The organism is Paenibacillus sp. UASWS1643 (assembly GCF_008693195.1).
GTDB classification, from domain to species: Bacteria; Bacillota; Bacilli; order Paenibacillales; family Paenibacillaceae; genus Paenibacillus; species Paenibacillus amylolyticus_B.
The window spans coordinates 173,237-196,554 of the sequence record NZ_VXKZ01000114.1 but is presented as its reverse complement, the minus strand read 5'-3'; the positions used below and the strand labels follow the sequence as shown (position 1 = coordinate 196,554).

24 protein-coding genes and 1 riboswitch are annotated in these 23,318 nt (G+C 48.0%); of the genes, 19 read left to right on the top strand and 5 right to left on the bottom strand.

What is annotated here, in order from left to right; all coding sequences use genetic code 11:
* Nucleotides 1-176 precede the first annotated feature (176 nt).
* On the top strand, nucleotides 177-809 hold the full coding sequence (locus FE296_RS23090) for a YigZ family protein (RefSeq protein ID WP_036610785.1): 633 nt from the start codon (nucleotides 177-179) through the stop codon (nucleotides 807-809).
* A 5-nt stretch (nucleotides 810-814) separates the two neighbouring features.
* On the top strand, nucleotides 815-1,417 hold the full coding sequence (locus tag FE296_RS23085; protein WP_124113445.1) for a TetR/AcrR family transcriptional regulator: 603 nt from the start codon (nucleotides 815-817) through the stop codon (nucleotides 1,415-1,417).
* A gap of 189 nt (nucleotides 1,418-1,606) precedes the next feature.
* Here the strand turns inward: FE296_RS23085 and FE296_RS23080 are convergent, their stop codons facing one another.
* Nucleotides 1,607-2,008, bottom strand: coding sequence for a secondary thiamine-phosphate synthase enzyme YjbQ (locus FE296_RS23080; RefSeq protein ID WP_150366469.1), 402 nt, complete (start codon nucleotides 2,006-2,008; stop codon nucleotides 1,607-1,609).
* A 455-nt stretch (nucleotides 2,009-2,463) separates the two neighbouring features.
* On the opposite strand from FE296_RS23080, the gene cysT reads away from it, so the two are divergent.
* The 11 genes from cysT (at nucleotide 2,464) to FE296_RS23025 (ending at nucleotide 11,622) form a co-directional block, all read left to right on the top strand.
* Nucleotides 2,464-3,279 (top strand): sulfate ABC transporter permease subunit CysT, encoded by an 816-nt coding sequence (cysT, locus tag FE296_RS23075; protein WP_017689978.1) that lies wholly within the window; start codon nucleotides 2,464-2,466, stop codon nucleotides 3,277-3,279.
* A complete protein-coding gene (locus FE296_RS23070) occupies nucleotides 3,276-4,073 on the top strand; it encodes a sulfate ABC transporter permease subunit (protein ID WP_150366468.1) in 798 nt (265 codons plus the stop codon). Before cysT ends, FE296_RS23070 begins: the two co-directional genes overlap by 4 nt.
* Nucleotide 4,074: 1 nt before the next feature.
* Nucleotides 4,075-5,139 (top strand): sulfate/molybdate ABC transporter ATP-binding protein, encoded by a 1,065-nt coding sequence (locus tag FE296_RS23065; RefSeq protein ID WP_036610770.1) that lies wholly within the window; start codon nucleotides 4,075-4,077, stop codon nucleotides 5,137-5,139.
* 25 nt (nucleotides 5,140-5,164) lie between these two features.
* Nucleotides 5,165-6,229 carry a sulfate ABC transporter substrate-binding protein gene (locus tag FE296_RS23060; protein WP_150366467.1) on the top strand — a complete coding sequence of 355 codons (1,065 nt, stop codon included), beginning with the start codon at nucleotides 5,165-5,167 and terminating at the stop codon, nucleotides 6,227-6,229.
* Between the two features lie 162 nt (nucleotides 6,230-6,391).
* Complete coding sequence (locus tag FE296_RS23055; RefSeq protein ID WP_150366466.1) at nucleotides 6,392-6,838, top strand: hypothetical protein; 447 nt, start codon at nucleotides 6,392-6,394, stop codon at nucleotides 6,836-6,838.
* A 277-nt stretch (nucleotides 6,839-7,115) separates the two neighbouring features.
* Entirely contained in the window at nucleotides 7,116-7,922 is an 807-nt protein-coding gene (locus tag FE296_RS23050) for an MBL fold metallo-hydrolase (protein WP_150366465.1), read from the top strand.
* Between the two features lie 119 nt (nucleotides 7,923-8,041).
* Nucleotides 8,042-8,914, top strand: coding sequence for an RNA polymerase sigma factor (locus tag FE296_RS23045; RefSeq protein ID WP_124113452.1), 873 nt, complete (start codon nucleotides 8,042-8,044; stop codon nucleotides 8,912-8,914).
* Nucleotides 8,915-8,932: 18 nt separating this feature from the next.
* On the top strand, nucleotides 8,933-9,514 hold the full coding sequence (clpP, locus tag FE296_RS23040) for an ATP-dependent Clp endopeptidase proteolytic subunit ClpP (protein WP_017689971.1): 582 nt from the start codon (nucleotides 8,933-8,935) through the stop codon (nucleotides 9,512-9,514).
* A 242-nt stretch (nucleotides 9,515-9,756) separates the two neighbouring features.
* Nucleotides 9,757-10,131, top strand: coding sequence for a GntR family transcriptional regulator (locus tag FE296_RS23035; RefSeq protein ID WP_036610760.1), 375 nt, complete (start codon nucleotides 9,757-9,759; stop codon nucleotides 10,129-10,131).
* A gap of 5 nt (nucleotides 10,132-10,136) precedes the next feature.
* Entirely contained in the window at nucleotides 10,137-11,003 is an 867-nt protein-coding gene (locus tag FE296_RS23030; RefSeq protein ID WP_150366464.1) for an ABC transporter ATP-binding protein, read from the top strand.
* Nucleotides 10,996-11,622 (top strand): ABC-2 transporter permease, encoded by a 627-nt coding sequence (locus FE296_RS23025; protein WP_150366463.1) that lies wholly within the window; start codon nucleotides 10,996-10,998, stop codon nucleotides 11,620-11,622. The genes FE296_RS23030 and FE296_RS23025 overlap by 8 nt, the downstream gene beginning before the upstream one ends.
* A 139-nt stretch (nucleotides 11,623-11,761) precedes the next feature.
* Here the strand turns inward: FE296_RS23025 and FE296_RS23020 are convergent, their stop codons facing one another.
* Nucleotides 11,762-13,183 (bottom strand): aminotransferase-like domain-containing protein, encoded by a 1,422-nt coding sequence (locus FE296_RS23020; protein WP_223869008.1) that lies wholly within the window; start codon nucleotides 13,181-13,183, stop codon nucleotides 11,762-11,764.
* A gap of 120 nt (nucleotides 13,184-13,303) precedes the next feature.
* Between FE296_RS23020 and FE296_RS23015 the strand changes: the two genes are divergently transcribed.
* On the top strand, nucleotides 13,304-14,242 hold the full coding sequence (locus FE296_RS23015) for a DMT family transporter (protein WP_150366462.1): 939 nt from the start codon (nucleotides 13,304-13,306) through the stop codon (nucleotides 14,240-14,242).
* A 64-nt stretch (nucleotides 14,243-14,306) separates the two neighbouring features.
* Here FE296_RS23015 and FE296_RS23010 read toward each other — a convergent pair whose 3' ends face one another.
* Entirely contained in the window at nucleotides 14,307-14,876 is a 570-nt protein-coding gene (locus tag FE296_RS23010) for a TetR/AcrR family transcriptional regulator (RefSeq protein ID WP_150366461.1), read from the bottom strand.
* A gap of 156 nt (nucleotides 14,877-15,032) precedes the next feature.
* Here FE296_RS23010 and FE296_RS23005 point away from each other — a divergent pair, with 156 nt between their 5' ends.
* A complete protein-coding gene (locus FE296_RS23005) occupies nucleotides 15,033-16,559 on the top strand; it encodes an NAD(P)/FAD-dependent oxidoreductase (protein ID WP_150366460.1) in 1,527 nt (508 codons plus the stop codon).
* A gap of 175 nt (nucleotides 16,560-16,734) precedes the next feature.
* On the opposite strand, the gene FE296_RS23000 is transcribed toward FE296_RS23005, so the two are convergent.
* Nucleotides 16,735-17,538: a Cof-type HAD-IIB family hydrolase gene (locus tag FE296_RS23000; RefSeq protein ID WP_062833159.1), complete on the bottom strand. Its 804-nt coding sequence runs from the start codon at nucleotides 17,536-17,538 to the stop codon at nucleotides 16,735-16,737.
* A gap of 241 nt (nucleotides 17,539-17,779) precedes the next feature.
* Nucleotides 17,780-18,784, bottom strand: a complete 1,005-nt coding sequence (gene lplA, locus FE296_RS22995) for a lipoate--protein ligase (protein ID WP_091015244.1) — start codon at nucleotides 18,782-18,784, stop codon at nucleotides 17,780-17,782.
* 189 nt (nucleotides 18,785-18,973) lie between these two features.
* On the opposite strand from lplA, the gene cobD reads away from it, so the two are divergent.
* From cobD to FE296_RS22975, 4 genes are read left to right on the top strand one after another with little or no spacing between them, the layout of a single operon-like run.
* Nucleotides 18,974-20,164, top strand: coding sequence for a threonine-phosphate decarboxylase CobD (cobD, locus tag FE296_RS22990; protein ID WP_150366459.1), 1,191 nt, complete (start codon nucleotides 18,974-18,976; stop codon nucleotides 20,162-20,164).
* Nucleotides 20,161-20,997, top strand: a complete 837-nt coding sequence (locus FE296_RS22985; RefSeq protein ID WP_150366458.1) for an adenosylcobinamide amidohydrolase — start codon at nucleotides 20,161-20,163, stop codon at nucleotides 20,995-20,997. Before cobD ends, FE296_RS22985 begins: the two co-directional genes overlap by 4 nt.
* 37 nt (nucleotides 20,998-21,034) lie before the next feature.
* On the top strand, nucleotides 21,035-22,015 hold the full coding sequence (gene cbiB, locus FE296_RS22980; protein ID WP_150366664.1) for an adenosylcobinamide-phosphate synthase CbiB: 981 nt from the start codon (nucleotides 21,035-21,037) through the stop codon (nucleotides 22,013-22,015).
* Nucleotides 22,006-22,692, top strand: a complete 687-nt coding sequence (locus FE296_RS22975; RefSeq protein ID WP_124113459.1) for a histidine phosphatase family protein — start codon at nucleotides 22,006-22,008, stop codon at nucleotides 22,690-22,692. The genes cbiB and FE296_RS22975 overlap by 10 nt, the downstream gene beginning before the upstream one ends.
* Before the next feature lie 147 nt (nucleotides 22,693-22,839).
* Nucleotides 22,840-22,989: riboswitch (cobalamin riboswitch) on the top strand.
* Nucleotides 22,990-23,318: the final 329 nt, after the last annotated feature.

The window sequence follows — 23,318 nt, the reverse complement described above, 5'->3', positions numbered from 1 at the left end:
TTAATCGGTCTGCTCATATAGTTGAATAAGGTAATGTAAATCTAACCGGGAATCACTGTTCGTGTAAGATGCAGGGTTCCCGGATGTAGATAACCAGGGCAGTTCGTCCGCGTTCGCGCGGTGAACTGCTTTCTTGTAAAATGGACTCAGGAAAAGATCAGAAAGTTGGATTTAGGATGATTGAACGTTATCGCACGGTTCGAGGACCGGGCAATCTGGAAATTGTAATCAAGAAGTCGCGATTTATCGGTCATATTATGCCGGTCACGACAGAGGAAGAGGCTGTTGCCTTCATCGATGAGATCAAGAAAAAACATTGGAATGCAACTCATAACTGCTCTGCATACATGATTGGGGAGCGGGACGAGATCCAGAAGCAATCCGATGATGGTGAACCCAGCGGAACAGCAGGGAAACCCATTCTTGAAGTGATCAAAAATCAGAAATTAAAAAATGTGGCAATTGTGGTTACGCGATACTTCGGGGGAATTATGCTTGGAGCTGGCGGGTTAATTCGTGCTTATACGGATGGAGCTGTAGCAGCCATTGAAGCCGGAGAAGCCATTACCAACGTGCTGCATCGTGAAGTGTTTGTTGAACTGGATTATACGTGGCTGGGTAAAGTGGAAAATGAGTTAAGAAGCCGGGAAGTCCGTACAGGTGAAACTGGATTCACCGATAAGGTTACGTTGACTTGTCTTCCGCCGGATAGTGAAACCGAGGCATTTGTAGCCTGGATCACGGATTTGACGCAAGGGCAATCCCGGATCACGGAGGGACAGCGGCTTTATTTTATTGAAGGGGAATAAAATATATGGCTAGAAGAGCAGTCGAACAGGAGTTGTCGAGGGAGCGGATACTGGAGGCGGCGAGGCACCTTTTTATTACCAAAGGATACCGCGCCATTTCGATGCGAAGCATCGGCCAGCATCTGGGCTATAGTCATGGGTCGCTGTATTATCACTTTAAGGAAAAGGCAGAGCTGTTCTATGCCATCGTGGTTGAAGATTTTAATCATCTGGGGCATTTGCTGCTGCAAGCCATGGTCAGGCCGGTTCGTGATGATGTGAGCAAGGTAGAGCACATTATGATGGAGTTTATTCGCTTTGGCCTGGAGAATCCATACCAATACGAAATCATGTTTATGATCAGGGACGAAGAACTGTTGTCTTATTGTCGTACTGAACAGGGACGTTGCTTCGAATTGTTTGCATCGATTGTAAGGCAGTATATGAATGAAGAGAACTGTACGGAAGAGGATATTCAAAGGGTACCGCGTACGCTATTTTTGGCTATGCACGGATTCATTTCTTATTACATTCAGGACCGTTTAACGTTTGTGGAGATTGAATCGTCTGCGCTGTCTCATGTCAAAGTGCTGTGCCGCAATCTGGGTCAGCAGCCTGGCGTCCAATAATGGCGCTGTTGTTGCACCCTTACACTTCAGGGCGGTGATTTGTCATAACTTTAATTCTTTATCACATTGTCTCGCGAAAGTTAATGAGCGCAGAAGACCAAGTCAGGCGGCTCCGACCCGGTATGAGGGTGGACCGCCTGTTTGTGTTTGCAAAAATGAACGAGTAGGTGGCAGACCTATTGGGCCTAACTAACCTTCCATGATTTTGAGAAAGTACTCCCGCTCACGTGGTCCATCGAATTCGCAAAAGTAAATGCCTTGCCAGCGGCCAAGCATCAGTCTGCCTTCGTGAATAATCACCGTCTGTGATGGCCCTGTTGTGATCGATTTGAGGTGAGAGGCTGTATTGCCTTCGGCATGTCGATACTCGGGATGCTCCCAGGGATACACCTCATCCAGGCGCAACAAGACATCGTGTTTTACATCCGGATCTGCATTCTCGTTGATGGCTATACCCGCCGTCGTATGTGGACAGTAGATGAGCACCGTCCCATTCTGCACTCCGCTACTCTGGACAACCTGCTTTACGTCCCGTGTGATATCCTTCATTTCATCTCGTGTGGAAGTGGATATATTCTTCGTATATAACATGTTAAATCACTCCTTAGGATCTTATTTCTCACCCTCGATTGTACCTTAACCACTACATACCAAACAAACCACTTATGAAGACGGATATGTGAATCGCACAATAACGGAGAGGTCAGAAATAACGTGAAGAAGCGGAAGCGTTTGCCTTTATCACCGGATTTCCCCTTAAAAATGGGGATCAAAGAAATCTGGGGATAACAGTGATCGGAAGGTTGTTTTGGCCGCGCAGTGTACAGTGCGATTTTTATTAATCGTTCTCATATGTGGCCCAATTATATTCAATAAAAGCATTGACGATTAGCACTGCAAACTGGTAAAGTATCAGAAAAGCAAAACCAAGTAGACTAATGGGAATAATATTAAAGTAATATCATCCAACTTAGGAAAAATGTCGTATTGAAGCCAGGAAGACTGCCGACCGGAGCTAAAGCCGGAGGCTGGGAGGGAACGCAGCAATGAATACCGTTCTTCGTCATAAGGGATGGACTTGGGGATTCCGCAGTACCGTATTGTTATATTTTATCGTACTTATTGTACTTCCAATCATCGGTGTGTACGTCAATTCCTTCTCTGAAGGATGGAGCAACTTTGTTCAGAGCATTATGGACCCTATTGCGTGGAAAGCCGTACTGCTGACCATTCGGCTGGCCGTGATTGCTACGCTAATTAATGTGGTTCTGGGCACGATGATCGCCTGGGTGTTGACAAGGTATCGCTTTGTGGGCCGATCGTTCCTCAACAGTCTGGTTGATCTCCCGTTTGCACTGCCAACAGCGGTTGGCGGCTTGATGATTATGCTGCTTTTGGGTCCGGTCAGTGCCATCGGGAAACTGGCAGAATCCATGGGATTTGAGATTGTATTTCACCAGCCCGCCATTGTTATCGCGATGACTTTTGTAACATTTCCGTTTGTTATTCGTGCAGTGCAGCCTTTGCTGGAAGAAATCGATCCTTCCGAGGAAGAAGCCTCGTACACGATGGGGGCATCCAAAGCTCGCACGTTCATGCAGGTTATTCTGCCGTCCATGGCACCTGGGATGATCAGTGGGGGGATGTTGGCTTTCTCCAGAGGACTGGCTGAATTCGGAGCTGTCGTGCTGGTGGCTGGTAACATTCCGGGAAGAACACTGACTGCTTCCGTATTTATCTACGGGGAAATTGAAAGTGATAATCCAACGGGAGCCGCTGCAGTATCCGTGTTGCTCCTGACGCTCTCCTTCCTGATCCTCTGGCTGATCAATCTGGTGCAGATGCGGGGGAGAAGACGATGAGACGACTCTTAATTGGACTGACGTTTGCGGTATTTATTGTACTGCTGATCATCCCGCTTGGACGCATTTTTATTGGCGCATTTGAAGACGGGGCAGGTGGATTCCTGAAAGGGCTGATGCGCCCTGAGGCGTTACACGCCTTGATGATGACCGGACTGGTGGTTCTGGTGGTCACCCTGTTAAATACATTGTTTGGCATCATGATGGCTCTGTATCTGGTTCGTGCCGGCTGGCTGAGTGAACGGATAAAAGGGCTACTAAACAGCATTGTAGACCTGCCTTATGCCGTATCTCCTGTTATTGGCGGTTTGATGATTGTGTTGATGTTGGGACCTAACAGCATTATTGGCGCTTTTTTTGAAGGAATTGGATTCAATGTGGTCTATGCCTTCCCAGGTATGGTGATCGCAACGTTATTTGTTACCTTTCCACTGATGGTCAGAGAGGTTATGCCTGTCCTCCAGGAACTCGGTTCTCAGCAAGAGGAGGCTGCATCTACACTTGGCGCCTACGGCTGGAGGACGTTCTGGAGTGTGACCTGGCCTTCCATCCGCTGGGCGGTAGTGTATGGTCTAGTCTTGACGGTTGCGCGCTCGCTTGGGGAGTTCGGTGCAGTGCTGGTTGTATCGGGGAATATTATGAACAAAACGCAGACCGCAACAACCTTGGTGTATCAGGATGTTGAGAATTTTAATGTGGCTGCCGCAAATGGTGTGGCATTGGTGCTGGTTACCTTCTCCGTCGGGCTGCTGCTCATGATGGAATGGGCCAAGAAGCGAAAGGAAGTGCATTGATATGCATGTAGAAGTCCGTGATTTGAACAAACATTTCGGTGATTTTCATGCGGTAAAAGATGTCTCATTCGATATTGCCAAAGGCCATCTGATCGGTCTGCTTGGACCCAGCGGAGGCGGGAAAACGTCCATTCTGCGGATGCTTGCGGGTCTGGAGAATCCGGGTTCCGGAGAGATTCGCTTTCACGGAAAAGTCGTGAACCATCTGCCTCCACAGGAGCGTGGCATCGGATTTGTATTCCAGAACTATGCCTTGTTCAAACATATGACGGTATTTGAGAATATTGCTTTTGGACTCAAGGTCAAGAAGACACCAAAAGCCCAGATCCGTGATCGGGTGATGGAACTTGTTGAACTGACCGGATTAAAAGGTTTCGAACAGCGCTATCCACATCAGTTATCTGGTGGGCAGCGTCAGCGTGTGGCTTTTGCCAGAGCGCTCGCCCCGGAGCCGCAGCTGTTATTGCTGGACGAACCGTTCGCGGCCATTGATGCCAAGATCCGTCAGGAACTGCGTTCATGGTTGCGGGAGCTAATCGAGCGGGTAGGAATCACTTCGATTTTTGTAACGCATGACCAGGATGAAGCGATTGAAGTGGCGGACGAGATTATGATTATCAGTCAGGGTCGTTTGGAACAGAAGGGCACACCTTGGGATATCTACAAAAACCCGCAGACACCTTTTGTCGCTACATTTATCGGGGAGTCTACGGTTGTGGAGGATGCTTCCCAGTTGAAAGGATTCGAACATGCTGTCGAGGGTGAACACACCAAAGCGCTGATTCGACCGGAGTATATTGAGATCGGCTTGAAAAACGAATTCACCATGTTGTCTGCAACGGAAAAAGGTACAGTCAAACATCTTCATTTCCGCGGTAGTGAATGGATGGTAGAGGTGGACGTACAGGGTCATAAGTTAATCACATATCGTTCCCTGGAGAAAACGACATTGGAGATCGGTCAACAAATTCGAGTCCTTGTACACCGTGCATACCTGTTCAATGACTCCAACAGTTGGGTGGTTGAGAACCGACTGAAGGAAGATCCGATGCCGGTGATGATTTAGATCAAGTGGAAGAAAGGGGCTGCCCATGCAGACGAGGAAGAAGAAAGCCATACTCTTATATGTTGCCCTCATACTTCTGCTCGTCTGCATGACCGCTGGATGCAGCAAGCAGGAGGGGGCAAGCGAACAGAACGAGCCCTCTGGTAACGATTCATCCAATACGCTGGTGATTGGTGCTTATAGTGTAGCGAAAGACGCTGTAGGCGAATTGCTGCCCAAGTTCCAGGAGGAGTGGAAGGCAAAAACCGGACAAACGATTAACTTCCAGGAGTCCTACGAAGCTTCGGGTACACAGGCAAGAGCCATCGTTGGTGGATTCGAGGCTGATGTAGCCTTGCTCGCGATGGAGAGTGATATCGAGAAGCTGGTCAAAGCCGATCTGGTTAGCTCCGATTGGAAACAGACCCCTAATGAAGGCATGATTACTCGTTCGATTGTTGTTCTGGGAACAAGAGCAGGCAACCCGCTGGGGATTCGTGATTTTCAGGATTTAACGAAGCCTGGTGTGAAGGTATTGTATCCCAATCCAAAGACATCCGGGGGCGCACAATGGGACATTAATGCCATTTACGGGGCTGGATTGAAACTGTCGGAGGAGCAAGAGGGGAAGAAAGATCCTGCCGCAGCCAAGGCTTTTCTCGAACAGGTACATCGTAACGTTGAATCATTGGACAAGAGTGGTCGTTCTTCGATGGCGGCATTCGAATATGGTGTCGGTGATGTAATCGTCACGTATGAAAATGAATTGCTTGCCCGGATCGCGAAAGGTGTAGATTATGACATTGTCATTCCGAAAAATACGATCCTGATTGAGAACCCGGCAGTTGTAGTGAATAAATATGCCGACAAACATGGGAATCGCGAACTGGCAGAAGCCTTTGTCGCATATCTGCGTACACCAGAAGCGCAGCGTATTTTTGCCAAGCATGGTTTTCGTTCAGTAGATCCGGATGTATTTGCACAGACGGAGTCCACATTCCCAACGCCAGAAGGGCTATTTAATATTAACTATCTGGGTGGATGGGACGAGGTACGCAGTACGTTGTACTCCAAACGCGGCGTGTGGTATCAGGTGCTCGCGGGAATATGATATGAGTATTGCTGATGTAATCGAATAGGTAACCGAGCATGTGGATACTAAACCTTCATTTCAATGGAAGTAGAGATGGAGGTTTTTTACTGCCAAAAGGTTATAATAGAGGTATACTGAATCATGATTGTTACATAGTACCAGCAGGAAGGTGTGAGTTGGATGAGTGCAGATATCAAATTATCCCAAAGTACAGCAATTCGACTGGAGCAGGCCCGAGGTAAGGGGATGCCTGAGGAAGAAATATTAAAAGCCATTCAAGTCAAAGACGTTTCCGCTTTTGACGCCGTGTCTGAAGAGGAATACCGATATAACGAATTTTTCTCGTATGCGGATGAGCATGGTGAAAATCTGGAGGCAGCAGTAAAAGATGGATACCGGATTACCTTTAACACGCGTGGTGGACTCGGAATCTGGTTGGAAAAGGCCTTTAAGGTACAGCCAGAGAGAGACTTCACAGTGGGTGAAGGAATCGTCACCGGATTACAGTTGAAACCGGAGCAGGCAGAGGTACTGGCGAAGCGGCTTGCGTCGAACTGGGTGATTACGGATTCGAAGGATGTACCTGCGGGTCAGGAACTGACGTTGAAGCTGCGGGCACTGGTGTAGTTCCAGCGCCGAGTATGACTCGAATTAATCGGTCGTGGCCTGATTAAAAGGTAAGGCCTGATCTTCATGCGGATGACCGGCTCATAAGGTTGCACCACATGCTGACGAAGCGCACGCTCCCGAATGGAGCGAAGCATGGAGATGAAGTCTGACGGTGAACAGTCAGACCACAGACTGTCCCGAATTGCAGTGCATAACTGCAGCGGGATGGTTTTTTTTGCAAAAACAGGGGTGGACGATTACAATCTACATATCATTAATTCAGGGGGAATGCGGATTGAATCAGCTAACATTTCTGGGCACTGGCGATGCGATGGGCGTTCCACGTGTGTATTGTGATTGCGAAATATGTACAGAGGCAAGGCTTACGGGAGAAAATAAACGGAAACGTTCTTCTGTTCTGATTGACGGTGGTGGGGACGGTGCGAATGAACAGTTCATGATTGACTGCGGACCAGACTGGAGATCACAGATGGAGGATCAGGGATTGCGTATGGTACATACGCTGCTCATCACGCATGCCCATTTTGACCATATTGGAGGATTGCCAGAATGGGCGGATGCATGCCGCTGGTTGGGTGTAAAGGGGCGTTTGTATGCACCACGCGAAGTGATTGCTATCATTCAGGGACAGTTTCCCTGGTTGGGGCGTCATATGGACTTTCTCGAAACGGATGGCGGTATTGAACTAGGCGGCTGGAAGGTACATTCCTGGAAAGTTTGCCATGGACATAACGGGTATTCGTACGCCTATCGATTGGATCAGGGTGGGTATAGCTGGGCGTATTGTTCAGACGCCATTGACCTGAAGCCATCCGAAAAAGAGCCGTTGCTGGGACTGGATCTGCTGGTGCTTGGAACAAGCTTTGTGCATGAACTTGCGGAATTCTCAACACGTTCCGTGTACGATATGCGTGAGGCGCAGGAGCTGCTGTGGGAACTGAAACCGGGTCATACCTATTTTACACATATGTCTCATGACGTCGATGTACGGCAGAATTATAATCTGGATCAACGTATTACGATTGCCCTTACCGGGATGAAGGTGCCGCTTGGAACATTAAAGCTGGAAACGAATGCGTAACCCAACTTAACTAGCGTAATAAAAATAAATTCAGAAGAGCGTATCCTTTACAAGGGGTTCTTCGTTTACATAGTGTAAGTCAAGATCAATCAGGAACCAGCAAAGGGGGGGCCCCCAAGATGGCCTTTGTGAAGTCCGTGGATTGCAGAATCAACAGACCACATGATGATGGTAAACAAGATAAATTCGATATTGAATCAAATGGCAACGACAGAAAAAATCAATTGAACCAAAGCATCCATACCGTACTACCCGATCTGATGGGTTCGTTGTATGCGTATTGTCTATCTCTGACGAAATCAGTTCCAGACACGGAGGATCTGGTTCAGGAGACCTGTCTCAAAGTATTGTCGTCGAGAGTGGTTGGATCTTCCGGGATGAATAAAGATATAAACTGGGAAGCTTATCTGATTCGTATTGCACGCAACAGCTGGATTGATATCTTACGTCAGCGGGAGAGATTGGCATATAAACTGGATAGCTTGAAGCCGCTCTTGCACGAGATGGAGGAGGAAAGGCGATTCGAGGAGATGGAGTCTGCCGTACAACTTCTTGTAAATACGCTACCACCGTGGCAGCGAGTGATATATGTATTACGTGAATTAATGGGTTATAAGGCGGTAGAGACTGCGGAAATGCTGGATACGACAGAAGGTGCAGTGAAAGCAGCCTTAAGTCGAGCCCGCTCTGCTATAGCTGAAGTGAGGCACAGATTGGAACAATCGGACACAGAATTGCAGTATGAGGAGGGCGCAGTGGAGGACAATCGGGAGGAACTGCGCAGCTATCTGCTGGCATTTCGTAATGGGGATACAGCCCGAATCATTGATCTGTGCCTGAATCGGACCGATGATCCGATGGCTGTGGCGGGGACGATTTTGCAGCAGACTTTGCCGTCTCCATCCATGCAGCCAATGATGTACGGGTACTCTACTTCCGGCATGAACTCGATGTCATATGGAGGCGGGTACACGATCAACATGGTTGCCTAAACCGAGGAGGCGATACATATGAATGTAGTGCCCTATGTAGTGGAACAAACTGCTCGCGGAGAGCGGAGTTATGATATTTATTCCCGTTTGCTCAAAGACAGGATCATTATGGTGTCTGGAGAAATTGAGGATCAGATGGCAAATGCCATCGTGGCCCAGTTGTTGTTTTTGACTGCAGAGGACCCGGAAAAGGACATCCAGATGTACATCAACAGCCCTGGTGGGTCGGTGACCGCAGGATTTTCGATCTATGACACGATGCAATTTGTGAAGCCGGATATCTCCACGATCTGTACAGGGATGGCGGCAAGCTTTGGCACGATATTGCTGGTAGGTGGAACAAAAGGCAAACGTATGGCATTGCCAAACAGTGAGATCATGATCCATCAGCCACATGGCGGTACGCGAGGGCAGGCTTCGGATATGCTGATTCATGCTAACCGCATCATTCAGCATCGTCAGCGCCTTAACAAGCTGTTAGCCGATCATACAGGACAGTCGATTGAGCGGATTGAGAAGGACTCAGATCGAGATTATTTCCTGACCGCTGCTGAAGCAGTCGAATATGGATTGGTGGATAAGGTCATATCCAGTTCATAACAGTAGCCCGGAAGGTCATGTGACCTTTCGGGCTTGATTAATCAAGAGGACGAACAGGAAACTGACGTCCTCTTTTTGTCGTCCAGATTAGCCAGTCCGTGTCTAAGTATTGGATCAGAATAAGAACAATCAGAATGAGAACAATCTGAAATAAAGATTGACCATCGGTAGGTATAGTGTATATATTATGTATATACACTATACCTACCGGAAACTATTTAACATCAATGAGGTGAGGAAAGATTAACATTTTAATATCGAACGCTTCGAGCGATCCGATCTACATGCAGATTTTAACTCAGATCAGACAGAGCATCTTGAGCGGAGAATTGGTTGCTGGAGATAGTCTCCCCTCCATTCGGCAGCTCGCCAAGGATCTGCAAGTCAGTGTTATTACAACTAAACGTGTCTATGAAGAGCTGGAGAAGGAGAAACTGATCGATTCAGTTGTAGGCAAAGGGAGCTTTGTATCTGGAGCCAATCAGGACTTTATTCGAGAGCGGCGGATGAAACAATTGGAAGAGAAAATGCTCGAAGTGATTCGTGAGAGCAGAGAACTGGGCATGAGTTCACAGGATGTAATCCATCATCTTACATTGTTGGTTGAGGAGGAATAAGCATAATGAACGCTATCGAATTACGTAATGTAACCAAAACGTATCCCTTATTCAAAGTAGATAATGTATCTCTTGATGTGAAAAAAGGATATATCACGGGACTTATTGGTCCGAATGGGGCGGGAAAGAGTACTTTGATCAAAATGATCACGGGTCTGATCCATCCCGATAAGGGGAGCCTCAAGACATTGGGCAGTGAGATGCCAAATCAGGAAGTTGACATCAAGCAGCGCCTTGGCATTGTGTCCGATGAATGTTTTTACTATGAGCATCTAACGATCCGGGAAATGACACAAATGATCGCTCCTTTTTACACCAAATGGGATAATAAAGCGTTCAATGACTACTTGGATCAGTTCGAACTGTCTCCCAAAAAGAAAATTCAGGATCTGTCCAAAGGCATGAAGATCAAGTATTCTCTCGCCGTAGCTCTTTCGCATGAAGCAGATTTGCTGATTATGGATGAACCAACATCCGGGCTTGATCCTGTATTTAGGCGGGAACTGCTCGATCTGCTTGCAGATATGATACAGGACGAAACAAGGTCCATTATTTTCTCGACGCATATTACGACCGATCTGGAACGTATTGCAGACTACATTACGTTTATTCATCAAGGAAAACTGGTGTTCAATGAAGCCAAAGATGATGTGCTGGAAAGGTATACGATTGTAAAAGGGGATATGGATCTGCTTGATTCCGACATTCGGAAACATTTCATCGGAATACGCGAGACAGCCGTTGGTTTTGAAGCATTGTCGGATCATAAGGCAGAGGCCGAACAGTTATTTGGCAGGCTTGCTCTTTTACAAAGACCTACGTTGGAAGACCTCATTTATTTTACGGCGAAGGGAGGACGCAAATATGCTTAACTTGCTTCGTAAAGATTTCATTGTACTAAAAAGTTCACTGTGGACGATTGGATTATACCTGGTGGTATTTAGTTTCGCCTTTATACCCCAGAGTGAAATGTCAATGTATTTTGTAGGCATCTACACAGCCTTTGGTTCGGTCATGCTGGCAACCATGATTGATATCAAGAACCATAATCACAATTTCCTGGTCACACTCCCCGTTAGCCGCAAACAGATTGTAAAAGCCAAGTACCTTTCTGCTATAATCTATACGTTATTCGGGGTACTCGCGTCGTTTGGAATTCACCAGCTTGTGAACCTGAATTATCCTGAACTGAACAAGCCGAATTATTCACTTAGGGATATTGTCATTGCCGTAGGTATGGTGCTTGTATTAGTTTCCATATACATGCCTCTTTTCTACGGACTTAGCAAAAAAGGTGCTGGTATCATCAATGCGATATTCATGGTCTGCATGATTATACTGGCGCAACCCGTTGCGTACCTCATGAGTATGGCCAACGAGAACGGTATGATTACCACAACGACAATGGCATTGGTTTCAGTAGGCATTATAGGTTTGTTTGTAGTGTCTTATCTTATTACGATCCGCCTGTTTGCAAGAAAAGACCTTTAAGCACAAAGCGGGTGCAGGTAGAGAATATAGAACACCAAAAGTAAAGTCGCCATAAGGCGACTTTTTTTGATGTTCAGAGTGAGAGGGCAATTGCATTTGATATTCTTCGGAGTGATGACAGTTCCAGGAAATTCAAACCTTACATTTCTTTTGCAAGCGTAATAAGCCTGCTCAAGCCTACCCGAATCTGCTGCTCATGTGCATAAGAGAAGGACAGGCGCAGCTTGCGACTGGCTGAACGATCCGAAGAATCAAATACGGTTCCGGGTACAAAGGCAACGGATTGTTCCATGCATCGGTGAAGCAGTCTCCCTGTATCCACACCCTCAGGAAGCTCTACCCAAAAGTTGAGTCCGCCCTCCGGCCGGGTCCACGTCCAGTCCGTTTCCAGCAGAGATTGTTCCATCACTTCCATCCGTAGCTGGATGGCGGTCCGCAGCTTGGACAGATGCTGATGCATACGTTCTGACTGAAAATAACGGAGAAAAAGCTTCTGGTTCAGAAGGGGAGTTCCGTTATCTGTCAGTGATTTTACAGCCTGTAGTCCTGGCATGAAACGCTGACGGCATATGATGGCTGCAATCCGTAGCCCGGGTGCAACATACTTGCTGTAACTGCGAATGTACAGCGTGTGTCCGGTGGTGTCATAGGTGAAAATCGGTGCAGGAGGTTTATCCTTAAAATAGATATCATAGGTGCTGTCGTCTTCGAGCAGAAAACAACCATACTGTTCTGCAAGTTCGGGTAACTGCTTGCGCTGTTCTACTGGAACATTCATGCCGGTTGGATTCTGAAAGGTCGGTGTCATATAAAAGAGGCGCGGCTTCTCACTCTTCATCAGATGTTCGATCTGCTCCAGATCATACCCGTCCGAGTGAATATCCGTAAAGATCAGACGAGCACCTTGTTTACGGAAAATCTCCATTGCTGGTCCATACGTAGGCCGTTCCATCAACACCCGATCCCCGGGTTTGACCAGCGTCCGCGAGATGACGTCAATCGCTTGCTGGGCCCCCGAAGTAATGAGCACTTCGTCTGCAGAGAGATAGAAACGTTCTTTTTTCGTCAGATGGCTTGCCAGCGCACTTCGCAATTCCAGATCACCCAGAATTGTGGAATACGTTCCGAGCAAACGGGGATATTGATCTAGCAGATCACGCATTAGTTCACCCCAATACCGGTTGGGCAGCAAAGAGGGATCGATTAACGATTTGGAAAATTGGTATTCTGCTTCAAGAGACTGTACCCGTGCAAGTGAATCCCAATGCAGCCAAGCAGACACGGCGGGATCATCCGCCTGATCCGTTACTGAGAATGGAGTCGCTGGGCTGACATAATAGCCAGACTTATCCTTCACATAAACATTCCCACGTTCTTTTAACTCCTGATAGGCTTTGAAAACGGTCAGACGATGGACGCCGAGTAGCTCGGACAGGCTTCGTACAGATGGCAGTTTTTCATGTTCGGCCCACTCTCCCGCTTCTATACGCACAACGAGATAATGGATTACTTGCTCATATAATTTCAGGCTGTTATCTGTCATCATCATGGTTCTGCCCACCCGGTTCACACTCCTTTTGAACTCTATTGTAACAGCTAATGGGAGAAAACTGTTCTGTTTTGTTCATTCTGTTCTGTAGACCATGAGATATGATGGAGAACAGATAAAGGAGTGGTTATCATGGTGGGGATTGCATTTACGGTTATGTGTCTTATTTTCGGTACAACATTTCTGGCTATTAAAATTGGAGTAGAGGCAGGCATGCCGCCTTTTCTGTCAGCCGGACTGCGTTTTGTAATCGCGGGAGCACTGATGTTTGCATGGATGTGGATGAAGGGCAAAGTGAGCTGGTCCCTGCTGTTCCGCAAGGAGATGCTGCTGACGGGAGCGGGTCTGACCTTCGGCACCTTTGCCACATTATATTGGGCTGAACAGCATGTGAGCTCGGGTGTGGGTGCCATTCTTTCAGCGACAGGGCCGCTGATGATTATGTTGATGCAGACGGCGCTGTTACGGCAAAAAACATCTGCCCGTATGATGGTAGGCTGCCTAGTCGGGTTCACCGGTGTGGTTCTGGTTGTACTGCCAGGTGTATCGCTTGGTGCAGGTTCTCTGTTCATGTGGGGCTGTATTGCGGTATTGGTGGGGGAAGTCTGTTATTCGGCAGGTGCATTGTACTCCAAAAAGGTCATTCATCAGTTCAAGGAGGCTAGTCCTGTAGCAATTAATGCGGTGCAGATGATGTATGGGGGATTGCTGCTGACCCTGCTCTCTGCTGGAACGGAATCGTGGAATATGTCTGCTCTGGACTGGGTGCCTGCCATCTCGTCGGTGATCTATTTGACTGTCATTGGCTCCATGGTGGGGCATAGTCTGTTCTATTGGATTATGTCGCGCACTAATCCGTTATTCCCGGCAACCTGGTTATACATTTCACCACCCATTGCCGTGGGGCTTGGGGCTTTTGTCTATGGTGAACATGTCAGCTGGGTTACGTGGATCGGTGTGGTGCTGGTCGTTTCAGGTCTGCTGGCGATGAATGAGAAGGTGAGCGGCTGGTTGAAGAAAAGAAGTCGTGCGAGGATGACAGTGCAGGCTTCCGAATCTGTTTTAAAATAGGTAAAGTTTGAAAGTATGCAGCTCAATCTCAAAATCAGCCATTGATTCTAGGTTGAGCTGTTTGTTATTCCAACATGATGTTCTCGTTAACCAGTAGGTAGTAATATTCATCCATCTGTTCTGCCGTAACATTTTCTTCGAAATGTTGTATCCACCACGTCACAAGTAAACGAATCACCCCCGAGTGAAAATCCGCTACAAGTTCTATGGGAAGTGAAAATTGTTTACCTCTTCTCTTCAATTCCAGAAAATCTCGTCTGAATATCTCTCCGATATAATGTATGAAAAAGTTGTTAAACCCCTCATCCTTCTGTTGGTTCTGCACGATGGTCTCCAGTACATTTCCAAACAAAATTTTAGATACGCTTTGCAAAGGCTGCTGTAATCGATCTTCTACATTCATGTGTAAATAATCCCGAAGGACCCATGTTAGGGTGGAGGACAGTAAAGCAAATTTATCTTTGAAATGTTTGTAAAACGTTGTTCGGTGAACCATAGCTTTGTCACATATCTCATTAATTGTGATGTTGCTGAATATCTGGCCTTTCTCACATAACAGATCGAGTAGCGCCATCTTTAACAATTTATGAGTTCGGGTAACTCTCAAATCCACCTTTTTATCAATCATTTTCATCTACATCATTTCCTTATTGTAGTTTAGCTATATATTATCAACACAATGATTCTTACATGATACGAGATTCCGAGTGTATATTGGTATTATAAGTAATTTTTTGATAGGGCTACAAGTGTAGATAAAATATGATGGATTAGAGAGGATGATGTGACGATGTCCGACATAAAAAAAGCTGTGGTTATCGGGGCAGGTATTGCAGGGTTAATCACTGCAAGGATGTTATCTGATTATTATGATGAGGTATGTATCATTGAGCGAGATGAATTGCCTTCTGAGCCGGCGAATCGGCAGGGTGTGCCTCAATCCTTTCATCCACATCGTGTATTACCGCGCGGCGGACTCATTCTGGAACATTACTTTCCCGGATACAATGATGAATTGGTTGCGCTTGGTGCCATTCCTTCACATGAAGAGAAAATTGTGATTGCCAATCGCTACGGTACTTTTATCAATAAAGCGAATGCTGCTTCCTCATTCAAAATTGCATCGAGCAGCAGAGCCCTGCTGGAATGGGTATTGCGTCAGCGAGTCCAGAGCATAGATCAAATAAGCTTCTTAACGAGTACGGAAGTTACCGGGTTAATGGCATCAGAAGATCAGCGTTTGATTACAGGCGTGTATACCAAAGAAAGAGGCCGGGATAATCGGGAAGAAATGCTTGCAGCAGATATGGTTATTGATGCCGCGGGGCGTTCTTCCAAATTGATCAGATGGCTTGAACAGATAGGGTTGTCCGTGCCTGAGCCGGAAGTGCTGAAGGTGTCTCTTGGTTACAGCACCCGCTATTATAAGATACCATCCTCTATTCAAAATGACTGGGGAACGGTGATAACAGAGTCCGATCCTGTGCAAGGAACTCGTGCAGGCATGTTATGGCGCATTGAGAATGATATCGCTGGACTGTTACTGTTCAACGCAGGAGGGGATGAATATCCTCCAACCCATCCGGATCAGTTTCAAGAGCAAATCAAACATCTGTTTGCTTCGGATGAAATCGTAGCGTTGGCAGAACAGCTGGAGCCTTTTCAAGGGCCGCGCGGATACCGTATTTCCGAGTCTGTCCGTCAACATTTTGAACTGATGGAGAATTGGCCCTCCGGATTACTCGTCCTTGGCGATGCATTTTGCAGCTTCGATCCGATCCATGGCCAAGGCATGACGGTTGCTGCAATTGAAGTCGAGACCATAGGGAAATGTTTGGATGAGCAGCGAATGCATCCTGAGCCGCAGTTTGAGCGCGAAGTGTTGCTTCGTATGCAGCAGGCTATTGAACCGGCCTGGTGGCTTAGTTCAGTGGCTGATCTGCGTTGGAAAGGGGTCGAACATGTTGGGCCTTTCCGAATGAAAGGGGTTGCTTTTGCTCAGAAGTATATAAACTTGTTTACTAAGCAGGCGATGAAAAAGGCGAGTCAGGAAAACAATAAACAACTCTTTTTTACCCAGTTTCTGATGAATGCTCTAATCCTTCCTCCGAGTGAATACTTTAAAGGTGAAATCCTGAACATGATCCTGAACGACAATGGTTCCGAAGAAGAAATGGAGTTAAGAGCAGAGCTTGGTGTACAGGATCCTGAGCGGTTTCAGCAAAGAATTGATGAGCTCCTTCCGTCTTTTCAGTTGGAGCCTGATGGCCGAATCAAGAAAATGCTGGAGTCTTTCCAGCATGCCATGAGCAAGTAATACAATACTCCGTGGTGCGTGAAAGTCAGCGCATTGTTGCTCTCAAAACATAAAAAATAACAGAGAAATATACCTAATATAATCGTTTTTAATAGGATAATGAACATATTTTTAGAATCAAAAAAACAGCCCTGCACGGCGAAATTCGCCGGACTGGGCTGTTCGTTGATCTTATTTACTCTGCGTTCAGCACAAACTTCTCGATAACCTCTTTTACACCATCTTCGTTATTACTTGCCGTAATGTAGTCCGCCAGCTCTTTCAGGGCAGGGATGGCATTTCCCATCGCTACACCAAGACCAGCAACTTCGAGCATCTCATGGTCGTTCCATGAGTCGCCGATGGCAATACACTCGCTGAGCTGGTGACCGAAATGGTCAGCCAGGAAGGTCAGGGCGTGGCCTTTAGTTCCTTCATTGTGCATGATCTCCAGGAAGTAAGGTTTGGACTTTGTAATATGCACTTGTGGTCCGAGCAATTCACGCAGGTCAACGGCAACCTTATCCAAGTAGTCTGGCTCATCGATAATAAGCAGCTTCGGTGTTTTTTGTTCGATGACTTTGATGAAGTCAGATTCGATGTAATATTGGGTGCCGTTTAATTTGGCATAATCACGCAGCTTGTCGTTTTCCTCACGGGCATAGAGCTTGTCGTCAATGTATGTTTGAAGGTGGAGATTGTTCTCCAGGCAGTAATCATACAATTTGCGGGAAGCTTCCTGTGGAACGTAACGCTCATAGAGGACTTTTTCGTCCAGCAGGTTTTTCACCAATGCGCCTTGATACGTAATGATCGGCACGTTAAGTCCGGTTTGACGAGCAAGCGCTTGTGCGGAAGCATAAGCACGTCCAGTCGCCAGCGTCACAGTTACACCATGGGCAACTGCTTGTTCCAGTGCAGTCTGTGTGGCAGGGGTTACTTCCTTGTTGTCGTTGATCAGTGTGTCATCAATGTCGATTGCAATCAATTTGTAGGTCATCTGTGTTTCTCTCCTTTTTTATCTGTATCTATACTAACGAACGAAAAAATAAGTTTTACACGAGGCCAATCCGAATACAGATTCATCTTTCGATCGCTGTTATCCCCGGATTTTTGATTCTATTCCCCTAAGGGGAAATCCGTTGATAAAGGCGAACGCTTCGCTTCTCCCGATAAATTCTGTCTTCTCCGTTAACGTGTAATCTTAGACTCCGTTCTAAAACTATACTTCCATCTAAATCTTACTCTTCCAAAAAAACAAGGCCAATAAAGTCTTCCAGCTCAAGGTTGCCGAAGTAATGTTTTACATCCAGGCCCTCAAGTGCAGTACGCACATCGGATTCCTCATAACGCTTGCCGCGCAGCATATTTTCGATATCCGCTACATCGCCTACACCGAAGAAGTCACCGAAGATTTTGATATCTTCGATATGTCCATCCTTGATGTTCATGCGCAGATCGATGATGCCGACAGGGAATTTGCGAGTGTGCTTCACATTGCTTTCCGGAGACAAGCCATAGTTCCAGTCCCAGTTGTTATAACGCTCAGCGGAGATTTCCTTGATTTTGTCCCAGTCCTTGTCAGTGAGCGTGTACTGTGGAACGTCCTTAGGCTCCATCCGGAAAATGTGACGTAACAGCTCATCGCGGAACTGCTCAATCGTCAGGTTGGTGTCAATCAGATCCCGTATGTTAGCGACCCGGCTGCGCACGGACTTGGTGCTCTTGGATTTGAATTTCTCGGGATTGACGTTAAGGGAAGCCTGAACATGCTCCAGATTCAGATCAAACATCAATGTGCCATGACTGAACATGCGCCCACGTGTGGAAAACTGGGCGTTGCCCGAAATTTTCTTTTCGCCGACTTGCAGATCATTACGCCCGGTCAACTCGGCATTTACACCAAGCTCGTGCAAAGCTTCAACCACAGGCTGGGTAAACTTGCGGAAATTGTGGAAGGATTGACCGTCATCCGCTGTAATAAAACTGAAATTCAGGTTGCCCAGATCATGATATACCGCTCCGCCTCCCGAAAGACGACGAACCACCTGCACACCGTTATCCTGAACGTACTCGATATTAATTTCTTCAATCGTATTTTGATGCTTTCCGATGATGATCGACGGACGGTTGATGTAGAACAGCAGATAGCTGTCATCCTCCATCGGCAGATGCTTCAGAATGTACTCCTCAATGGCAAGGTTTACAGAAGGATCTGTAATGCCCTGGTTGTCTACAAACAGCATGGTCATTCCTCCATTAATGTATGTGAGGGATTGCTAGTCCCTTATGTAGTGAACCTTGGATATCAAACGGAACCGAAATTCCTCTTCTATTGTAAACGAATTATGGTTGGGACACAAAGAAAACAGGATTGACCCACACCTCCCGTGCCATCCATAATAAAAAGGACAGACAGAAAGGATGACGGAAGAATGACCGGTTATATCGAAGTGTTCGGACATGGCGGGGACGTGGAGACGGCTGCGTCACGATTTGGAAGAGAAGCCGCTGATTTTCTGGATTTCAGTGCCAACATTAATCCGCTCGGTCCGCCCAGAGAGGTACTGGAGTCTATACAGCAAGGATGGCAGTCGGTGATTCGGTATCCCGATCCGGCGCACAGGGGATTCAAAGCACTGCTGAGTGAGCGTCTTGGTGTAATGCAGGAGCAGATTTCCGTGGGCAACGGTGCAGCCGAAAGTATGGCACTCATTCTGCTGGGGCTTGCCCCGCGCAAGGTGGGTACGGTGGAACCGGGATTCTCGGAGTATCGGGCGTTGGCCCGACAATTCGGTGCCGAGGTTGTGCATACAGAGGGCAAAGAAGAGCTGTCGTGGCGAGCAGAACCCAAGGACATCGAGCAACTCATGGAAAAGGTAGACTTGCTCTTCCTCGGCCAGCCGAACAATCCAAACGGTGTACAATATCCGCTTGAGGTATTGCAAAGGCTTGCCCGCAAAGCGGAAAAAACGGAAACCATACTCGTCATTGACGAGGCCTTTATGGATTTTATTCCGGTAGCCCGGCGCCAGTCCCTGGCAGCACATCTGAGCGACTATCCCAATGTGATCATCATTCGTTCGATGACGAAGTTTTATGCCATTCCGGGTTTGCGTCTCGGATATGCTTTGGGCCGTGCGGAATACATTCAGGCAATGACGAAGAAACAGGTGACCTGGAGCGTCAACGGTCTGGCGCTTATGGCAGGTGAAGCCTGTCTGCGCAGTGGAGAACGGTACGAACAGGAGACCCTATCACAGATCACGCGGGAACGGGGACATCTCATCGCAGGGTTGCAGGCGTATGGATGTGCGGTGACACCGGGAGAAGCGAACTTTATTTTGGCACGTGTTCCAGCGTCTTGGACAGCAGCATCCATGCAGGAGGCGCTGGGCCAAAGGGGTATCCTGATTCGCAGCTGTGCGATGTATCCGGGGCTTGACGAAGGGCATGTACGTTTCGCGGTCAAGGATGCAGACGCCAATTCCACATTACTCGAAGTGCTGGGCAGCGTGCTGGAAAGCAAGGGATATTCGAATGCCGATCAGACCTCCATTCATGAATCAAGTCAGCAGGAGCAGACAAAAGATTCGGGACAGGCACAGGGAGGGAAGCGGCAGTGACACTCCCGTTTTATAACTACTTTGCGAATGGAATAACAGACGAAAATGAATATGTGTCCTCTTCCTGGCCGGGACTGAACATATCTGCACATGAACGACATATCAAAGCACAGAGCCCAATCGCTGCCCAAGCGCTATCAAGTGCGGTATATGGCGGCGGAATGCTTGAACTGGATCGCATATTTAACATCTATGTGGACAGGCATTACCGCTGTGATGATCCGCCTCGTGATATCGAACAAGCACTGAACGAATGGCAAGAGCCAAGGGATCAATGTGCCGGATTATTGACGGCCGTAAGGCTGGAGCATACCTCCATTCAGGAATATACAAGTGATGAATTTGGTCTTCTGTGCTGTACCACTGCGGGTGTATCGAATGCCGCACGCGCAGGGTCGGAGAGAACGGTATTTGATGCGGCGGCAAATAAGACGATAGCTTCCGGCAGGGACCACTCTGCTCCTTCAGCACGGAATCTAACGATGCAGCCCTATGTCCCGGGTACAATTAACATCATGCTCTGGTTGAACGGACGCATGACCACCGGGGCGATGGTGAATGCGGTACAGACCGCGGTGGAAGCCAAAGCGGCAGCGCTGGCGGATGCGGGGGTTCTGGATTCGGAGAACGGGTTGCCCGCCACCGGCACCACAACCGATGCCATTGTGTTTGCGGTACGTCAGGCAGTGGAGGAACCACAACCAATGATCACTTATGCCGGGACAGCGACTACGGCAGGGGCGGCGATTGGCAGATTGGTATACGACACGGTGACAGAGAGCCTTCAGGCCGGATTGTATGGAAAGAGAGGGTCGGGCACAAATGACTTTTGAGCTGGAGCAACTATGGACCTGGCCGTTCTGGACAGGCATGGCGGGAGCCTGGATTATTATACTGGCGTACCTGTTGGACCGATGTATCGGAGATCCGCGCTGGATTCCCCATCCGGTGATTGGCATGGGAAAAGGCATCTCGGCGTTGGAGCGTGTCATTCGCTCGCGTGTGCGCACAGATTCGGGGCTGAAGAGAGCCGGGCTGTTGTTCCCGATGGTGATTGCGGGGGGGTCTTTTGCGATCACGTGGGGACTCATATATCTGCTTGGGCTAATCCACCCTGTCATTGCAGCGGCAGCTGAAGTGGTGCTCATTGCAACGACCATTGCTTCAAAAGGGCTGAAGGATGCAGGTATGGAAGTGTATTGTCATCTGAAGCAGCAGGATTGGCCGGCGGCCAGACGTTCACTGGGCATGATTGTTGGACGTGATACAGCGCATCTGGACGAACCTGAAGTTGTGCGGGGAACGGTAGAGACGGTAGCTGAAAATATCGTGGATGCCATTGTATCGCCGTTATTCTATGCGCTCATTGGAGGCGCTCCGTTAGCCATGGCTTATCGTGCCGTCAACACGTTGGATTCCATGGTCGGATATAAAAATGACAAGTATCTGCATCTTGGTTGGGCCTCGGCCCGTCTGGATGATGTGGCGAACTGGATACCCGCCCGGCTGACCGCGATGCTGTTAATCGTGGGTGCCTGGGTCATGAAGCTGGACGCCAAAGGAGCAGCACGCATGGTCGAACGGGATGCAAGACTACATCCAAGTCCGAATAGCGGTTTTCCCGAATCAGCGGTGGCTGGAGCACTGGGCATCCGGCTTGGCGGACATAACGTGTATCATGGAGTTGCTTCGTTTCGTGCCTATATGGGCGAGGCCACACGTCCGATGGAAGCCGAGGATATTGTGCGAACATCACGCCTGATGTTCTGGTCGGCAGGGGCTTTTGTTGTACTTTGCGTGTTTATATCGCTGGGTGTGTGGCTGGCAGGAGGGACGCTGTTATGGCCGTAAATGAAGAGAATGCAGGTAATGAAGTACATAGGGACCAACCCGGGCCGCTGAAACGAAACATTCTGTGGGTCCGTCATGGGACAACGCTGTGGAATGTGGAAAAAAGATACCTGGGGCATACCGACATCGGTCTGCTGCCAAATGCCAAAGAAGAACTGGCTCCGCTTCATGAACAATTGAGCGGTGTTTCGTGGCACGAGGTATATTGCAGTGATCTGCTTCGCTGTCGGCAGACGCTGGAACAGATTCTTCCTGATGCCATCGGACAGGTGAAGTTCGACTCGCGTCTGCGCGAGAATGATTTTGGAGAGTGGGAAGGGCTGACGTATGATCAGCTCAAGGATAACCCTGTGTACCGAAGCTGGATTGATGCGCCACAGGAGGTCACTCCGCCCGGAGGGGAATCGTGGCAGGCGTTTACCGGACGGTTGGAATCCTTTCTCCAAGAGATGTTGTTGGAGGGTCGTCCTTCGATGCACGTTGATGAGGGGCGCGAGTCAACCATAGTTGTGGTTACGCATGGTGGTGTCATCCGCTATGCCTTGTCCCGTCTGATTGCAGGGCTTGGATTCTGGGATACACATGTTGTCCCGGGACAGGCGATTCAGGTTCAGCTTGATCAACAGGGGAATCAGTGGTTTGGCAGCAGAGTTACTTTTCCGCCGATCGGGTTGTAAGGATGTACAATATACCCTATAATCACAACAGAAGTGTGACTTCAGCATGGGTACAGATACGCTGCAGGGTGTGAAGCCTGAAGGAGTATGCAGCATGCAGAAATTACACGGCAATGGTTTACCATATCAGCGACCAAGGGTCCCGCGTGTGAAGGCTGTTTTCATGGCAGATTACTACGAGCCATGAAATACACAAGGGTGAAATGGGGAAGCCGGTGCAAATCCGGCACGGTCCCGCCACTGTAAAACAGGATGATTCCTGTAAGTCAGGTTACCTGCCCTGGACGTACAAACCGGTGTTCCTTCGAGGAAAGGACAGCGTTTCGGGCTATTCTATGCGCATGGACAACCCTTGGTTGAACATGTACAGATTGCCATATGCGAGACGTTATCCCTAATCCTGGACGTAAGGATTAGGGATTTTTTATTGTTCATGTAAGATAAACCGAACTTTTACACGTTAACGAAGAGTGCAGAACCGATCTGAAGAAACGGAGTGTTCGCTTAAAGCTTTCTACAAGAAAGCTACATCGGAAGCATACGCTTATCCCCGGATTTTCCCTTTCGAAAAGGGAATCAAAAAAATCTGGGGATAACAGCGATCGGAAGATGGTACTGCAATCGGA

What these genes read in the sequence shown, in the direction of transcription:
- FE296_RS23090 (WP_036610785.1), top strand. Translation starts at nt 177, where the DNA reads ATGATTGAACGTTATCGCACGGTTCGAGGACCGGGCAATCTGGAAATT.
- FE296_RS23085 (WP_124113445.1), top strand. Translation starts at nt 815, where the DNA reads ATGGCTAGAAGAGCAGTCGAACAGGAGTTGTCGAGGGAGCGGATACTG.
- FE296_RS23080 (WP_150366469.1), bottom strand. Translation starts at nt 2,008, where the DNA reads ATGTTATATACGAAGAATATATCCACTTCCACACGAGATGAAATGAAG.
- cysT (WP_017689978.1), top strand. Translation starts at nt 2,464, where the DNA reads ATGAATACCGTTCTTCGTCATAAGGGATGGACTTGGGGATTCCGCAGT.
- FE296_RS23070 (WP_150366468.1), top strand. Translation starts at nt 3,276, where the DNA reads ATGAGACGACTCTTAATTGGACTGACGTTTGCGGTATTTATTGTACTG.
- FE296_RS23065 (WP_036610770.1), top strand. Translation starts at nt 4,075, where the DNA reads ATGCATGTAGAAGTCCGTGATTTGAACAAACATTTCGGTGATTTTCAT.
- FE296_RS23060 (WP_150366467.1), top strand. Translation starts at nt 5,165, where the DNA reads ATGCAGACGAGGAAGAAGAAAGCCATACTCTTATATGTTGCCCTCATA.
- FE296_RS23055 (WP_150366466.1), top strand. Translation starts at nt 6,392, where the DNA reads ATGAGTGCAGATATCAAATTATCCCAAAGTACAGCAATTCGACTGGAG.
- FE296_RS23045 (WP_124113452.1), top strand. Translation starts at nt 8,042, where the DNA reads ATGGCCTTTGTGAAGTCCGTGGATTGCAGAATCAACAGACCACATGAT.
- clpP (WP_017689971.1), top strand. Translation starts at nt 8,933, where the DNA reads ATGAATGTAGTGCCCTATGTAGTGGAACAAACTGCTCGCGGAGAGCGG.
- FE296_RS23030 (WP_150366464.1), top strand. Translation starts at nt 10,137, where the DNA reads ATGAACGCTATCGAATTACGTAATGTAACCAAAACGTATCCCTTATTC.
- FE296_RS23025 (WP_150366463.1), top strand. Translation starts at nt 10,996, where the DNA reads ATGCTTAACTTGCTTCGTAAAGATTTCATTGTACTAAAAAGTTCACTG.
- FE296_RS23015 (WP_150366462.1), top strand. Translation starts at nt 13,304, where the DNA reads ATGGTGGGGATTGCATTTACGGTTATGTGTCTTATTTTCGGTACAACA.
- FE296_RS23010 (WP_150366461.1), bottom strand. Translation starts at nt 14,876, where the DNA reads ATGAAAATGATTGATAAAAAGGTGGATTTGAGAGTTACCCGAACTCAT.
- FE296_RS23005 (WP_150366460.1), top strand. Translation starts at nt 15,033, where the DNA reads ATGTCCGACATAAAAAAAGCTGTGGTTATCGGGGCAGGTATTGCAGGG.
- FE296_RS23000 (WP_062833159.1), bottom strand. Translation starts at nt 17,538, where the DNA reads ATGACCTACAAATTGATTGCAATCGACATTGATGACACACTGATCAAC.
- lplA (WP_091015244.1), bottom strand. Translation starts at nt 18,784, where the DNA reads ATGCTGTTTGTAGACAACCAGGGCATTACAGATCCTTCTGTAAACCTT.
- cobD (WP_150366459.1), top strand. Translation starts at nt 18,974, where the DNA reads ATGACCGGTTATATCGAAGTGTTCGGACATGGCGGGGACGTGGAGACG.
- cbiB (WP_150366664.1), top strand. Translation starts at nt 21,035, where the DNA reads ATGGCGGGAGCCTGGATTATTATACTGGCGTACCTGTTGGACCGATGT.
- FE296_RS22975 (WP_124113459.1), top strand. Translation starts at nt 22,006, where the DNA reads ATGGCCGTAAATGAAGAGAATGCAGGTAATGAAGTACATAGGGACCAA.